Annotated in this window: 13 protein-coding genes; 8 read left to right on the plus strand and 5 right to left on the minus strand. The window is 39.6% G+C overall.

The features are described from left to right. Nucleotides 1-189 precede the first annotated feature (189 nt). The 4 genes from B2X72_RS05790 (at nucleotide 190) to B2X72_RS05805 (ending at nucleotide 5,892) form a co-directional block, all read left to right on the plus strand. Entirely contained in the window at nucleotides 190-462 is a 273-nt protein-coding gene (locus B2X72_RS05790) for a hypothetical protein (protein ID WP_286848529.1), read from the plus strand. Nucleotides 463-483: 21 nt separating this feature from the next. Then, the gene (locus B2X72_RS05795) at nucleotides 484-3,648 is read left to right on the plus strand and encodes an efflux RND transporter permease subunit (RefSeq protein WP_286848531.1); all 3,165 of its coding nucleotides are present in this window, start codon (nucleotides 484-486) and stop codon (nucleotides 3,646-3,648) included. Beyond that, complete coding sequence (locus B2X72_RS05800) at nucleotides 3,641-5,080, plus strand: TolC family protein (RefSeq protein ID WP_286848533.1); 1,440 nt, start codon at nucleotides 3,641-3,643, stop codon at nucleotides 5,078-5,080. The genes B2X72_RS05795 and B2X72_RS05800 overlap by 8 nt, the downstream gene beginning before the upstream one ends. A 125-nt stretch (nucleotides 5,081-5,205) precedes the next feature. Next, complete coding sequence (locus B2X72_RS05805; protein WP_145326751.1) at nucleotides 5,206-5,892, plus strand: Bax inhibitor-1/YccA family protein; 687 nt, start codon at nucleotides 5,206-5,208, stop codon at nucleotides 5,890-5,892. A 79-nt stretch (nucleotides 5,893-5,971) separates the two neighbouring features. Here B2X72_RS05805 and B2X72_RS05810 read toward each other — a convergent pair whose 3' ends face one another. From B2X72_RS05810 to B2X72_RS05830, 5 genes are all read right to left on the minus strand, one after another. Next, nucleotides 5,972-6,484, minus strand: coding sequence for an SRPBCC family protein (locus tag B2X72_RS05810; protein WP_145326750.1), 513 nt, complete (start codon nucleotides 6,482-6,484; stop codon nucleotides 5,972-5,974). 137 nt (nucleotides 6,485-6,621) lie between these two features. Then, nucleotides 6,622-7,062: a carboxymuconolactone decarboxylase family protein gene (locus tag B2X72_RS05815; RefSeq protein ID WP_145326749.1), complete on the minus strand. Its 441-nt coding sequence runs from the start codon at nucleotides 7,060-7,062 to the stop codon at nucleotides 6,622-6,624. A 124-nt stretch (nucleotides 7,063-7,186) separates the two neighbouring features. After that, nucleotides 7,187-7,552 (minus strand): VOC family protein, encoded by a 366-nt coding sequence (locus B2X72_RS05820; RefSeq protein ID WP_075992655.1) that lies wholly within the window; start codon nucleotides 7,550-7,552, stop codon nucleotides 7,187-7,189. A gap of 27 nt (nucleotides 7,553-7,579) precedes the next feature. Continuing rightward, on the minus strand, nucleotides 7,580-8,611 hold the full coding sequence (gene glsA / locus B2X72_RS05825) for a glutaminase A (protein ID WP_088161592.1): 1,032 nt from the start codon (nucleotides 8,609-8,611) through the stop codon (nucleotides 7,580-7,582). A gap of 103 nt (nucleotides 8,612-8,714) precedes the next feature. After that, nucleotides 8,715-10,106, minus strand: coding sequence for a hypothetical protein (locus B2X72_RS05830; RefSeq protein ID WP_208734055.1), 1,392 nt, complete (start codon nucleotides 10,104-10,106; stop codon nucleotides 8,715-8,717). Nucleotides 10,107-10,429: 323 nt separating this feature from the next. Here B2X72_RS05830 and B2X72_RS05835 point away from each other — a divergent pair, with 323 nt between their 5' ends. From B2X72_RS05835 to B2X72_RS05850, 4 genes are all read left to right on the plus strand, one after another. Further along, complete coding sequence (locus B2X72_RS05835) at nucleotides 10,430-11,596, plus strand: porin (RefSeq protein WP_088161591.1); 1,167 nt, start codon at nucleotides 10,430-10,432, stop codon at nucleotides 11,594-11,596. Between the two features lie 20 nt (nucleotides 11,597-11,616). Beyond that, a complete protein-coding gene (locus B2X72_RS05840) occupies nucleotides 11,617-13,047 on the plus strand; it encodes an anion permease (protein WP_075992653.1) in 1,431 nt (476 codons plus the stop codon). A gap of 15 nt (nucleotides 13,048-13,062) precedes the next feature. Continuing rightward, complete coding sequence (locus B2X72_RS05845) at nucleotides 13,063-13,719, plus strand: succinate dehydrogenase cytochrome b subunit (RefSeq protein ID WP_075992652.1); 657 nt, start codon at nucleotides 13,063-13,065, stop codon at nucleotides 13,717-13,719. A 12-nt stretch (nucleotides 13,720-13,731) separates the two neighbouring features. Next, nucleotides 13,732-14,398 (plus strand): FAD-binding protein (locus B2X72_RS05850; protein WP_286848542.1); only part of this gene is annotated, 667 nt, incomplete at its 3' end.

The raw sequence follows: 14,398 nt of genomic DNA on the forward strand, positions 1-14,398 counted from the left end.
CGCCTAGAAAAGGAAAAAAGTGACAGCTAAAGATCTTCCCAGATTGAAAAATAGGGGTCAATATCGAAATGATGAAAAAAGCTATGCGTGTACCACAGAAATCCAATCCTAAAATTTATTTAGGACACAAGTGACCCAAACCGTCTATTAAAACATGGCGAGAGCGGCAAGGTGGTGATGAACTTTCCGTTGAAACAGGTTTTAATTATTCCACAGAAAGCGACATACGAAATGCAGGACCGTAAATATGTGTATGTAGTCGATAAGGATGGCAAATTAAAAGCTCGTCATATCACAATCGGTAACTCCCTACCAGATCTGTATGTGGTAACGAGCGGACTTCAAAAAGATGATAAATTTTTGTTGGACGGTATTCAGAAAGCAAAAGAGGATGATAAAATCAGCTACAGCTTTGTGCAACCTAAAGACGCCATTTCAAATTTGAAGTTAAAAACAGAATAGACCCCTTACACTTAAATTACTATGTTTAGTCGTTTTATAAATAGACCAGTACTTTCGATCGTTATATCACTGATCATTGTGTTTTTGGGTGTGCTTTCTATGGTACAGCTTCCTGTAACACAATTTCCATCTATATCGCCACCGAAGGTGAATATCACTGCGGAGTATCCTGGAGCAAATGGTGAGTTGATGATTAAATCAGTTATCATTCCGCTAGAGCGGGCGATAAATGGGGTTCCGGGCATGAAATACATGGCTTCTGATGCCGGTAACGACGGGGAAGCAAGTATCCAGGTGGTATTCAACCTAGGAACAGATCCGAATCAGGCTTCATTAAATGTGCAGAACCGTGTGGCTTCTGTGGTGAATAAGCTTCCTCCAATTGTGGTACGTGAGGGGGTTAAGATTACACGTGAAGAATCCAACATGCTCATGTACATCAATCTCTATAGCAAAGACAAAGAGCTTGATGGAAACTTTATGTATAACTATGCGGACATGAACATTGTCTCCGAATTACGTCGTGTAGACGGTGTTGGGGTGGCTAATATTCTTGGAACGCGCGAATTAGCGATGCGTATTTGGTTGAAACCAGATCGTATGACAGCCTACAAGATCTCTGCAGAAGAGGTGATGAAAGCCTTATCAGAGCAGAGTTTGGAAGCTTCACCAGGTAAAGCCGGCGAGTCGTCTGGTATGACCTCCCAATCTTTCGAATATGTATTGAAATACCCGGGACGTTTTACGACAACCGAAGGTTATGGCAATATCGTGTTACGTGCGGGTGAAAATGGTGAAATGTTACGCTTAAAAGATGTTGCGGACATCAAATTCGGTTCGGCGATGTATGATATCTATTCTACACTGAACGGAAAACCCTCCGCAGCGATTGTCTTAAAACAATCCTATGGAAGTAATGCTTCTCAGGTAATCCAAGACGTTAAAAGTAAAATGAAGGAATTGAAGGCATCTTTTCCTAAAGGGCTGGATTACGAAATCAGTTATGACGTTTCAAAATTTTTGGATGCATCCATGGAAAAGGTGGTCCATACTTTATTGGAAGCATTTGTGCTTGTTGCTATTGTCGTCTTTCTATTCTTAGGAGATTGGCGCTCGACCTTGATTCCAACCATTGCAGTGCCGGTTTCATTGGTGGGATCATTTTTGTTCATGCAATTTTTTGGAATTACCATCAACTTGATCACCCTATTTGCATTGGTGCTCGCCATTGGTGTGGTTGTGGATGATGCGATTGTGGTTATTGAAGCTGTCCATGCCAAAATGGAAGAGCTTCATATTTCGGCCTATAAGGCGACCAAAAAAGCGATGCATGAAATCAGCGGTGCCATTGTTGCGATCACCTTCCTCATGGCGGCGGTTTTTATCCCCGTTGCCTTTATGTCTGGTCCCGTAGGGATATTCTATCGGCAGTTTTCCATTACCATGGCAACATCTATCATCTTATCGGGTGTTGTGGCATTGACACTGACTCCAGCATTATGTGCGATCATGCTGAAGAATAATCATGGCAAGGCAAGAAAGAAATCTATTATCGATAAGTTTCTTGATTCTTTCAATAGATTGTTTGATAAGATGTCCAACAAATATGTTTACTTGTTGAAAGGGATAGTGGATAAACGGGTGTTTACATTTTTAGTATTAATTGGTTTTTGTATTGGAGCCTATTTTTTGAATAATGCTGTTCCTGCAGGTTTTATCCCCAATGAAGACCAGGGGATGATTTATGCCATTATTCAAACGCCGCCAGGATCGACATTGGAACGAACCAATCTAGCGGCCCAGACATTGCAAAAAGAAGCTGAAAACATTGATGGTGTACAATCGGTATCGTCGTTAGCTGGTTATGAAATCCTGACTGAAGGAACTGGAGCAAATACAGGTACTTGTTTGATCAACTTGAAAAGCTGGGAAGAACGTAAAGAATCCTCGCAAGAGATTATTGAGCAACTAGAGGCCGCTGCCAAAAATATCCCAGGGGCGTCTATCGAATTTTTCCAACCACCGGCTGTACCGGGCTATGGTGCCGCGGGTGGATTTGAGCTTCGTCTTCTGGACAAAGCAGGTTCTGGTGACTACAAGAAAATGGAAACGGTAAGTAAGGATTTTGTCCGTGAGCTGAACAAGAGACCTGAATTATCGTCTGTATTTACCTTTTACAGCGCGAGTTTTCCGCAGTATATGTTGCATATAGACAATGATTTGGCGCAACAGAAGGGGGTTACTATTGATAATGCACTGAATACGCTTTCGACTTTGGTTGGTAGTAACTACGAAACGAACTTCATTAAGTATGACCGCCAATATAAAGTTATGGTTCAGGCTTTGCCGCAATACAGGGCTTTGCCGGAAGATATCTTAAAGCTATACGTAAAGAATGAAAAAGACGAAATGGTCCCATTTTCAGCATTTATGCATATGGAAAAGGTTTACGGTCTTTCTGAGATCACTCGGCACAATATGTATATGGCGTCCGAAATCTCAGGCTCTGCCGCAACGGGTTACAGTAGTGGTGAAGCAATTCAAGTGATTAATGAAGTCGCTGCCAAAACGTTACCTCGGGGCTATGGCATTGACTGGGCTGGTATCTCCAAGGATCAGGTAGGTCGTGGAAATCAGGCAATTTATATCTTCTTAATTTGTCTTGGTTTCGTTTATTTGATACTTTCCGCTCAATATGAGAGCTTTATTATGCCTTTTGCGGTGTTGCTTTCTTTACCAATCGGAATCTTCGGTGCCTTTCTATTATTGAAGTTATTGGGATTGGAAAACAACATTTATGCACAGGTCGCTTTGGTCATGCTCATAGGTTTACTTGGTAAAAATGCCGTGTTGATTGTTGAGTTTGCTGCTCAGCGGCATTCGCAAGGATTGAGTATCATCGAAGCAGCCTTGGACGGTGCAAAAGTGAGGTTTAGACCTATCTTGATGACATCATTTGCCTTTATCGCAGGCTTGATTCCCTTAGTTATGGCATCTGGTCCTGGGGCGATAGGTAACCGTACGATCGGTACAGCAGCAGCGGGAGGTATGTTGTTTGGAACAGTGTTCGGTATTTTAGTGATACCAGGCTTGTACTATATCTTTGGAACTATTGCCTCTAGACGTAAGCTTATTAAACACGAGGATGAAAATCCATTAACTGAAGAACTTGATAATAATGACTAATCGCAGAAAAATACAATGGGTCATTGCATTTTCGCTTTCAGCAGCAGTGACGGGATGTAAGGTTCCGAAAGCGACACAAATACAGGAGAATAAATTTGTTCCGAAGCAATTTACAGACGTAGATAAATCTGACACAACAAATTCAGCATCGGTTAAGTGGCGTGAATTTTTTACTGATCCAAATCTAGTTGTATTAATAGATACAGCGTTAAAAAACAATCAGGAACTGAATGTTACTTTGCAGGAGTTGGCAATCGCAAAGAATGATATTCTTTTACGAAAAGGGGCGTTGAAACCTACCGTTGGTTTACGTGCTGGAGGAGGTGTTGAAAAAGTTGGGCGATATACCAGCCAGGGGGCGGGTGATGCCAGCACAGAAATTGCTCCTGGAAAGGAAATGCCGGATCCACTAGGAGATTTGACAATTGGTGCGTATGCCAGTTGGGAAATCGACGTTTGGAAAAAACTTAAGGACTCTGAACAAGCCGCACTCAACCGCTATCTTGCTACGGTAGAGGGGAAAAATTTTGTCTTGAGTAGCCTTATTGCCGAGGTTGCCCGTTCGTATTATGAATTATTGGCATTGGACAATCAGTTGACCATTATCAAACAGAATATCGAGCTACAGGACAATGCACTTGCGGTAATCCGATTGCAGAAACAGGCTGCTCGTGTAACAGAACTGGCGGTTCAAAAGTTTGAGGCTGAAGTATTGAAAACCAAGGGTATGGAATTTGAGACGAGGCAACAGATCAAAGAAACTGAAAACCGTATTAATTTTCTATTGGGGCGTTTTCCACAAGAGATCAAACGCGACAAAAGCAATTTTGTCGATTTGATCCCGGCGAAGGTTCAGACAGGGATACCGAGCCAATTACTAAGTAATAGACCTGATATTCGTGAGGCAGAGTATGAGCTCGCTGCCGCGAAGTTGGACGTACAGATCGCGCGGAAAGAGTTTTATCCTTCTTTGGAGATTTCGGCGGCTTTGGGTTTACAGGCATTCAAGCCTTCCTATCTATTTAAGATGCCTGAATCAGTTTTATATAATCTAATAGGGGAGCTTGCAGCACCATTGATAAATAAAAATGGGCTTAAAGCGGAATTTAATACGGCCAACGCCAAACAAATACAGGCTGTATATAATTACGAGAAGACAATTCTGAATGCTTACTTAGAAGTCTCTACACAACTTTCTAATATTGAAAACCTAGGGCGCAGCTACGATTTCAAAACAAAAGAAGTTGAGGTTCTGAATAATTCCGTGTCTGTGTCAAATGATCTCTTTAAATCAGCGAGGGCAGACTACATGGAGGTTTTGATGACACAACGCGATGTGCTGGATTCGAAACTTGAATTGATAGAAACGAAGAAGCAGCAGCTCAATGCTGTTGTCAATATCTATAAAGATTTGGGAGGAGGCTGGAAATAAGTTGTTTGTTTGAATGGACCCCGCTAGGCGGGGTTCTTTTTTTATAAGCCTATGCAAACTTCTTTCTTGTGGAAATAGAATTAATGCTTATTTTTAATCCTTATTTAATCAATCGTATTTGTTTTATGGAATCACAAGAGTACATTCTAATCAATGAAGATGCTGAAAGGGGAGTGTTTTATAAAAAAACTTATCTTCATGTTGCGCTTTCGATTTTAGCATTTATCGTTTTGGAAACTTTGCTGATCAAATTGATCCCTTATGATTTTATCGTTTGGATGGTTAGCGGAAAATTTATTTGGTTATTCTTATTGGGATGTTTTTGGTTAGGGTCCACACTTTCATCAAGATGGACGCTTTCGCAAAGCCGTCAAACCCAATATCTTGGACTAGCTTTCTATATTGTACTGGAAGCAATTATCTTTCTGCCAATGATTTTTATGGCGGTGTTTATGACAGAAGGAATTAGTGTCATTTATCAAGCAAGTATAATGACTTTGGCATTGTTTACCGGGCTTACTGTCGTAGCATTTGTATCCAATAAAGATTTTTCATTCCTCAGGAATATCCTGGTAATTGGAGGCTTCTTATCCTTGGGGGCAATTGTGGCTGGTGCTATTTTTGGTTTTGAGCTTGGATTATGGTTCTCGGTTGCAATGATTGGCCTCGCTTCCGGAAGCATACTCTATCAAACTCAAAATCTGAAGTATAGTTACAGCAACGAGCAATATGTTGGGGCGGCCCTACAGCTATTTTCATCAATAATGTTGCTGTTCTGGTACATTCTACGAATTTTAATGCGCAGAAGATAAATTTTGTTCCTTTTAAAAATAAGAAAAGGTGGTTAAAGTAAAGTTTATTTTAACCACCTTTTTTTGCTTTGTATAGTCTCTATTTTAGTCTATTTTTCAGATTTTTCAGTCCCTGATCGAAATCTTTGTTCATATTCATAAATAAGTTCATAAAGTTCCATGGATAGGGCGATTTTCCTGAAATCCCCCAAGTCACCGAGGTTTGATTAGGCGAGATCTCTTTTAAGATGAAATAACCCTTGGCTGGTTCACCCATGCCGAAATCGAGGGATGTTTCGATCATTTCGCCATCGACTATTTTTGTAATAGTCTGTGAACCTTTACCAACTTTCTTACCATCCCAGCTGGATTTATAGCCAACTTGACCATCTACACCCTGTTCAGTTTTTTTCATTTCCGGGTCTGAAAGCTGCCATACACCAAAGTTGTCTTGGTTCTTAAGCATTTTTACATAGTTGAACATTTCCTGCTTTGGCTTATTGATCGTGATCTCACTTTGGGCCGAGAAGTCTTTACTGACAAAGATCGCTGTAATTAAGGGGATAGCGATGATGACCGCTAAAACAATGAGGATTTTTTTTATGATTTTCATAATCATGTATTTATATAGGTTTTCCTAATAAAGATAAATGATAATTGGGATTTTAACAGGAAAATAAAAGGAAATTATTTGTAAATGAAAAAGCTTCTCCTAATCGTAGAAGAAGCTTTTTAACGAAGTCTCTAGCACTATTTTAATAGTTCCAAATGGGTACTGATACCAATTCTATTCCATGCATTTATGGTAATAATCGCCATAATAATCTGTGCAATCTCCTTTTCTTCAAATATTTCTTTTGCTTTTTGAAAAGTGCTTTCTGTCAATCCCTTTTGATGTATCAATGTGATCTCTTCTGTCATCTCCAACAATATCTGTTCTTCCTCGGTGAATAGATCCGTTTCTCGCCAGGCATTTAATAAAAATATCCGTTGTGGAGTTTCACCACACTTCAGTGCATCCTTCGTGTGCATATCTAAGCAAAAGGCGCAGCCATTGATCTGTGAAGCACGTATTTTTATGAGTTCCTTCTGAATAGGATTTAAAAAAATATCGTTGAGATATGTTTCCAATCCCATCATCGCCTTATAGGCGGTTGCATCTACTTTTGCAATATTAAATCGTGTGGTCATTGTTTTAAATTTTGATAAGACAAAGTTGCATCAAACATTCAATACAAAAGTTAAACTGGTTTAAGAACGGAGATTTTACCGATGAATACAATCCTGTATGCGATTGACAAACAAATAGATCTGACTAGGCTGATACAATCAGGTAATAGTTGTCGGGGTCACGTAGAATAAATTGATCCTTCAAAGAATTCTCATTGTAATGTATATCTTTCTCTATGACTGCATTTAGCAAAGTAGCGTTTTCGAAAATTTGCTTTAAATTGTCTACTCTAAAGAATAATATGAATCCATTCCCTGCATGTATTTGATTCCGCATAGTAGGGTGATCATGTTCACCCCATTTGTGTAAACAGAGAATAACAGTTCCGTTATCCGTGAGAATTTCAAATGTTTCTCCTCCATGTTGACTCGCACAGCCTAAAAGCTTTTGGTAGAATTGTGAGCTTTTGGGAACGTTATCCACTGCGATGATTGGTTCTGTCCGTATCATGTTATAGTTAACTAGAATTTACTAAGGTTAATAAAAGAGGCTTAGTGATTTCTCTTTCACCAAATCTAATATCATGCGATAAGCGGCTACCGAGTTACCGTGTTGATCCAAGGCTGGACTATAGGCCCCTATACCCATTTTATTCGGTACACTTACCGCGATTCCACCACCCACGCCCGATTTACTTGGAAGTCCCACAGTTCTGGCATATTCGCCGCTAAATTCGTACATACCTGCAATGAGCATTTGCGATTGAACTAGCTGAGATAGACTTGGATTATTGTATTGCTTATTTCCGTCATAACGCACGCAGTGATTGGCAAAAAAGAAACCTATTTTAGCTAGATCCTCTGCGGTTATCTCAATTGAGCACTGTTTAAAATAATTATTTAGTTTATCTTCACCTTCACCATCAATGAGTCCATTGTTGCGCATCAGATAGAACATACCTCTGTTTCGATTTCCAGTCTCCCGTTCCGAATTATATACGGGTTTACTATACTCAATCTTTTCATTATTTGTTATAAAACGAATCATATTGAGTATTTTAAGAAAAGGTTCCTCACCTGTTCCTTTAATAAGCGATGTCGTTAAAATGGCACCAGCGTTCATCATTGGATTGAGCGGTTTACCCGATGTTTCCAAATTCGCAAAATGATTGAAAGGTTTGTCTGTACCAAAGTACCCCATTTTATCAAAAATATTTCGTTCTCCGTTTTCCAATACAGCGACCATTAATGAAACAATTTTTGAAATACTCTGAATTGTAAATCTTTGTTGCACATCTCCGATACTAACGATTGTTCCATCACTATTTACAACCGAAAGAGCGATGGACGATGCGTTGGCTTTACCCAATTCCGGAATATAATCGGCTACTTTACCTTCTTTGAACGACTGTCTATTTTTATCCAATATTTTATCCAATAATGCTTTATCAATAATTGCGGTTTTAGCATCCTGCTGATTTTGAATGCCATTTTGAGCAAAGGCTACAGGAATTGATCCACAACATATCAAGCCTATAACACAGGCTACCAACCTAACATTTTTTCTCATTTTTTAATTATTTGTTCGTTCCAAAGATAGGGAACAGTGTATTAAAAAGAAAAGAGGTCCTAAATAGATAACATTTTAGCACCTCTTCCTAGTAGGTCATCCCTTAGGCTGCATTTGGAGCTGGATCAACATTCCAACCGGAAAGTATACCGCCATAGAAAAAGAAGGTGACGTAAAAATTCTTTTTGCTCACTTTATCAGTAACCAGGTATTTTTGAGTCACATCATATGCATCTATTTTTTTATATTTTGATAATGCTATCGGGCTCGCAGCAGGGTTTTCTGAACGGACCAAATCTTGTATCTTTTGGTTGATTAATTTCATAATTCCTTCTTTTTTGAAGGGATTATTTTCGATTTTCACGTGCGCCAAGCGTGTTAAAGTTCCATTATTTTGAGCTTTTCTCGCTTTCGCAGCAGCTGTATAGGCTCTGAATTTTTCCTTGATTTGAGGATCTTTTAGGCTATGGATGGTAAAAATAGAAATTCCCTGCGCACCATTATTTAGCGCTTCATCCATATCGGTAAATATTTCCTCATTATTTTTAGCCATCAACCCACAGTATAAGGTCGTATTTGCACCTTTGTCGCGCACATTTTCTAAGGTACAATCGCTAATAAAGCTTGGATCTTCTGTATAAAAATTGCTGTACACCATCGGAAAAACAACATCTAAATTCCACTTACCCCAATCTTGACGTACCATACGTGAAGCCATTTTGGGGGTCGGGAAAGGGGATGCCGCCATTGTTTTGCCATGAGAATGAACAATTTCTGCAATCATATTGGCGATATCTGTTATCTGATCGCAACGAAATTGGCGCCATTTGAGATCTTTCGATGGATCTTTTTGTGCACGAGGGTCATAGCCATATTGTTTTTTAAATTTTTCTATAGCAATGGGATGGTATCCGTAATCCCAAGCGGGATACTCGCGATCTTGGACAATATTGTATTTAGGCCAAAGGGTTGTGGGGAGGACAACATCCACATAACGGTTGTAGTCAATAGAGATACCCTCCAATCCCTCAACTTCACAATAGGATTCAATTTTCTTTTTGATGTATTCTTTTACTCCTGGTACTACAGGCGATAAAAACTTATAATAACCAACGTATGCAGTGGTATCTGCGAGACTTTTTCCGTTGCGATTGACGCTGAACCAATCTGGATGTTCTTTGAGTATTTTATCTCTATCATGTTCCAGGTTCATCGTCCAAAGCCAGGCGATAACTTGAATGCCATATTTTTTTGCAATGGGAATCGCTACACGATACTCATCTGGACTAGCAGCATTTAACATCACGCCATCGATCCCCAGATAGTTCATCTCACGGCAAATAGAATCAAAGTTTGTTTTGGCGTTGTAATCTAGCCAGGTCCAAAACATAGCGGGTTTTTCTTTGTCTGTGGCGTGAACGCCTGATACTGAAAAGCTTTGGATCAAAAGGAGCGCAAGGCCAATAAAGCATGTTCTGATTAGTTTTTCTTTCATAATATATTTATCGATTCTAAAATGTATTACATATTTAAATGATGAAGTTTTTTCATGAAGAACAAAATTCATAAAAAGATCAATCTATAGGTTTTAAATTTAGATTGTATTGAAATTCGCTTGTGAAATTACATAAAAACGTGGAATTTATACCTGATCTTTTTTTAATCTGTTTGATTTTCTTACAGTTATTAAATTTTATTAGAATAACAAAACATTTTTTTAAGCTATGTGTTGTACCTACAACATTAGATTTAGAACGACAAGATTATTAACAATAAGAAGTAAGCTGGGCTACTGGCTAAGAAAAAAATTGTTTAAGTATGAAGAAACGCTACATTCCAATTTCTATTGCATGTTTATTGAGCTATACCTTGGTCAAAGGGCAAGAACCAGGTACTGTACAAGAGCATAAAGTTGATTCTGTGCAACAAAAAAAAGATGACACGACTTATCCCAAGCTTCAGGTGAAAGGTTTGTTTCAGGCCCGTTACCTTGTTAGTGCTACAAAAGATGTCGATGTCAACGGGCTACATCACAGTGATGGCTCAGGTACGGATAACAATTTTATGGTGAAATATATGCGGGTACAGATGCGCGCTCAAATTAGTAAGCGTACTGAAGTTGCCGTATTAGCTAACCTTGCCGATTTCAAAAGTGATCCCAAAACAAAAGTGCTCGAAAATGCCTACTTGAAATATACATTTAGTCCCAAATTGGCAATCACAGTGGGCCAATTTCGTCCTTGGTTTGGCATCGAGGAAACTTATCCTATTGACATCATCAAATCTTTGGACTGGTCGAACCAGTATCTTGAATTCGGTAAATTAGGTTGGGCAAGTTTTCAAATCGGGGTTGCTGCGACAGGCGAGACTACGCTAGGCGATATGCCCTTTAGTTATTCCCTATCTGTGGTGAATGGGAACGGGAAGAATCAAGTTGTTGATAACGATAATGGTAAGCAATATGCCACTCGTCTGGTTTTTGGACTTTCAAAGAAGTACGGTGTCAATTTAGGACTTAATGGTGGCGTTGGCGATGTGATGAAGAAACAGGTACATGCATTGGGGGTAGATCTAACTGGTAATGTCAGTTTTGGCAAACGATGGAATCTTGATATGCAACTGGAAGCAAAGCAGGCGATCAATCATAACCTGTATTATTCTTTGGAAGAAAGTGCGCGAACATCCAAGTTGAGTGACTATTTGGTCCGCGGCATCTACTTTCTACCAAACTTAAGGTATGAAGTAAATTATTTCAATTTAAGCGCTTTCGAGCTATCTTGTCGATATGAATACATTGATCCTAATTATAAACTCAATGCAAATGCGCGTCAAACATATACGCCGATGTTTGGTTTGGAATTTTTAAAAAATTATGGTGCAAGGATACAGTTGGGACTTCAATTGGACCGATATAAAAAGCAGACAGAGAATACCAGCGAATTCAACAAAAATTTATTTATTGTCCAAGTACAAAGTCGATTCTAATCTATTAAACTACGTTTATCATGAAAGAAATCAGTATTAAAAATGTTGCCATTACTTTTCTAGTAGCACTCATTTTATGGTTTATCCCAATACCGAAAGGCGTCAGTCCGGAAGCCTGGCATTTATTTGCAATTTTCGCTGCAACCATTCTTGGGATTATTTTAAAAGCAGCTCCAATGGGTACCATGTGTATGATGGCCATCGCGTTTACGGCCCTGACACAAGTATTAGCCCCTGGAGATGCGGGTAAGTCGATTACTAAAGCTTTGACGGGTTTCGGAGATAAGGTAATTTGGTTGATTGGTATCTCCTTTTTCATTGCCCGGGGTTTTATTAAAACTGGACTGGGAAATCGAATTGCCTTTCTTTTTATTCGAGTTTTTGGAAAGAGTTCATTAGGACTTGCTTATGGATTGGGCTTGGCGGATGTTTGTTTGGCTCCGGCGATTCCTAGTAATACAGCCCGAGGGGGAGGGATTATTTACCCCATTATGAAATCGATGGCAATTAGTTTTGATTCTGTTCCAGATAAGCCAGAGACACATCGAAAATTGGGATCCTATTTAACTTTAAATAGTTATTATATGAATCTAATTGCTTCTTCGATGTTTTTGACGGGAACGGCCAGTAATCCAATGTGTCAAAAATTTGCTGCGAACCTAGGAATTGATATTACCTGGATGTCCTGGGCGATTGCTGGATTTATACCCGGTATTGTCGCATTTTTTGTAGTACCGCTTGTTCTTTATAAGTTATATCCACCTGAATTGAAAAAAACAGGTGATGCACCTAAGATGGCGGCGCAGAAATTAAAAGAGATGGGACCAATTTCCAGGAATGAATGGTTAATGCTTTTGGCGTTCTTTATCTTATTGGCATTATGGATTTTTGGTGGTTCTTTTTCAATTGATGCTACAACCACAGCCTTCATCGGTTTGACACTACTTTTACTGACCTCTGTCTTGACCTGGGAGGATGTTAAAGCCGAAAAAGGAGCATGGGATACGATTGTTTGGTTTGCTGTTTTGGTTATGATGGCCAGTTCCTTAAATGAGCTTGGCTTTATCGGCTGGTTTAGCGACCTGATCAAAGTACAGATTGGTGATTTAAGTTGGCAAATAGCCTTTCCGGTAATCATTCTTGTTTATTTCTTTAGTCACTACATTTTTGCGAGTGCTACCGCCCATGTTGCGGCTATGTATGCGGCCTTGTTGGGGGTTGGTGTTTCTTTGGGTATTCCGCCAATGTTGCTTGCAATGATGCTTGGATTCCTGGGCTCTATCTATGGTGTTTTGACACATTATGGCCACGGCCCTGCACCGGTATTTTTTGGAAGCGGATATGTCGATTTAAAATCATGGTGGCTGCGTGGACTGGAAATTGGTATCGTGTTATTGGTGATTTATATGGGCGTTGGTGGATTGTGGATGAAGGTTATAGGCTATTATTAAAATTAAGATCTTATTATGTTATCTACATTGTCAAAGAAGATGCTTATGTGTCTGACGGGTTTATTTTTAGCGTTCTTTTTACTGATTCACTTTTTAGGGAACTTACAGCTATTCTTACCGCAGGAACAAGCACATCTACAATTTAATGCCTACTCCCATTTTTTGGCAGGCAATATCTTGATCAAAATTATTTCTTACGTACTCTATGCCAGCATTATTTTGCATGCGTTGGACGGATTGATCATCACCGTAAAGAATAAAAAGACCGGTGCCCACTATGTTTCAGATCATCGGGGAAGAGCAAGTAAGTGGTATTCGCGCAATATGGGGATTTTAGGGACCCTGATCCTCATTTTTTTAGTTATCCATTTCCAGAATTTTTGGTACGTGTACAAATTTGGCGCTCCTCCACTTGATGAACGCGGTAACAAGGATCTATATGTACTTGTAATCGAGGTTTTTCAGCAATGGTGGTATGTCCTTATTTACGTTTTATCGATGGTTGCCTTATGTTATCATCTTATTCATGGGATCCATAGTGCGATTCGAACTTTAGGCTTATTCCATCCCAAATTTGTTAAATGGTTTAAGATTATTGGTATCAGCTATTCGGTCATCATCAGCATTGGTTTCGCTTTGATGCCTATTTATATATTTTTTACAGTTAAATAAGGGGGAGAAGTTATGACATTAAATTCAAAAATACCGGATGGACCATTGGATCAAAAATGGACTCGTTATAAAAAGACTGCCAAGCTTGTTAATCCTGCAAATCGTAAAAAACTGGATGTTATCGTTATCGGAACCGGACTGGCAGGTAGCTCCATAGCGGCTTCTCTTGGGGAGATGGGGTATCAGGTAAAATCCTTCTGCTTTCAGGACAGTCCGAGAAGGGCACATTCTGTGGCTGCTCAAGGTGGTGTAAATGCTGCAAAAAATTATAAAAATGACGGGGACAGTGTTTATCGTATGTTTGTTGATACGCTAAAGGGCGGTGATTTTCGTGCCCGTGAGGCCAACGTCTATCGTATGGCCGAATGTTCGCTCAATTTAATCGACCAGGCAGTTGCACAGGGTGTTCCCTTCGGTCGTGAATATGGAGGTTATCTGAACAATCGATCTTTCGGAGGTGTACAGGTAAGTCGTACATTCTATGCGAGAGGTCAAACTGGACAGCAGCTTCTTTTGGGAGCGTATCAGGCACTTATGCGTCAGGTCGGCAAAGGTGCCGTACAGCTTTTCTCCAGACATGAAATGCTCGACATCGTTGTAATAGATGGAAAGGCCCGTGGCGTTATTGTTCGAAATCTTGATACAGGGGAGCTTGAACGACACGCTGCACATACCGTTA

Origin of the sequence: Sphingobacterium sp. UBA7253, assembly GCF_002472745.1 — a bacterium.
In the GTDB taxonomy this organism is placed as follows: Bacteria; Bacteroidota; Bacteroidia; order Sphingobacteriales; family Sphingobacteriaceae; genus Sphingobacterium; species Sphingobacterium siyangense.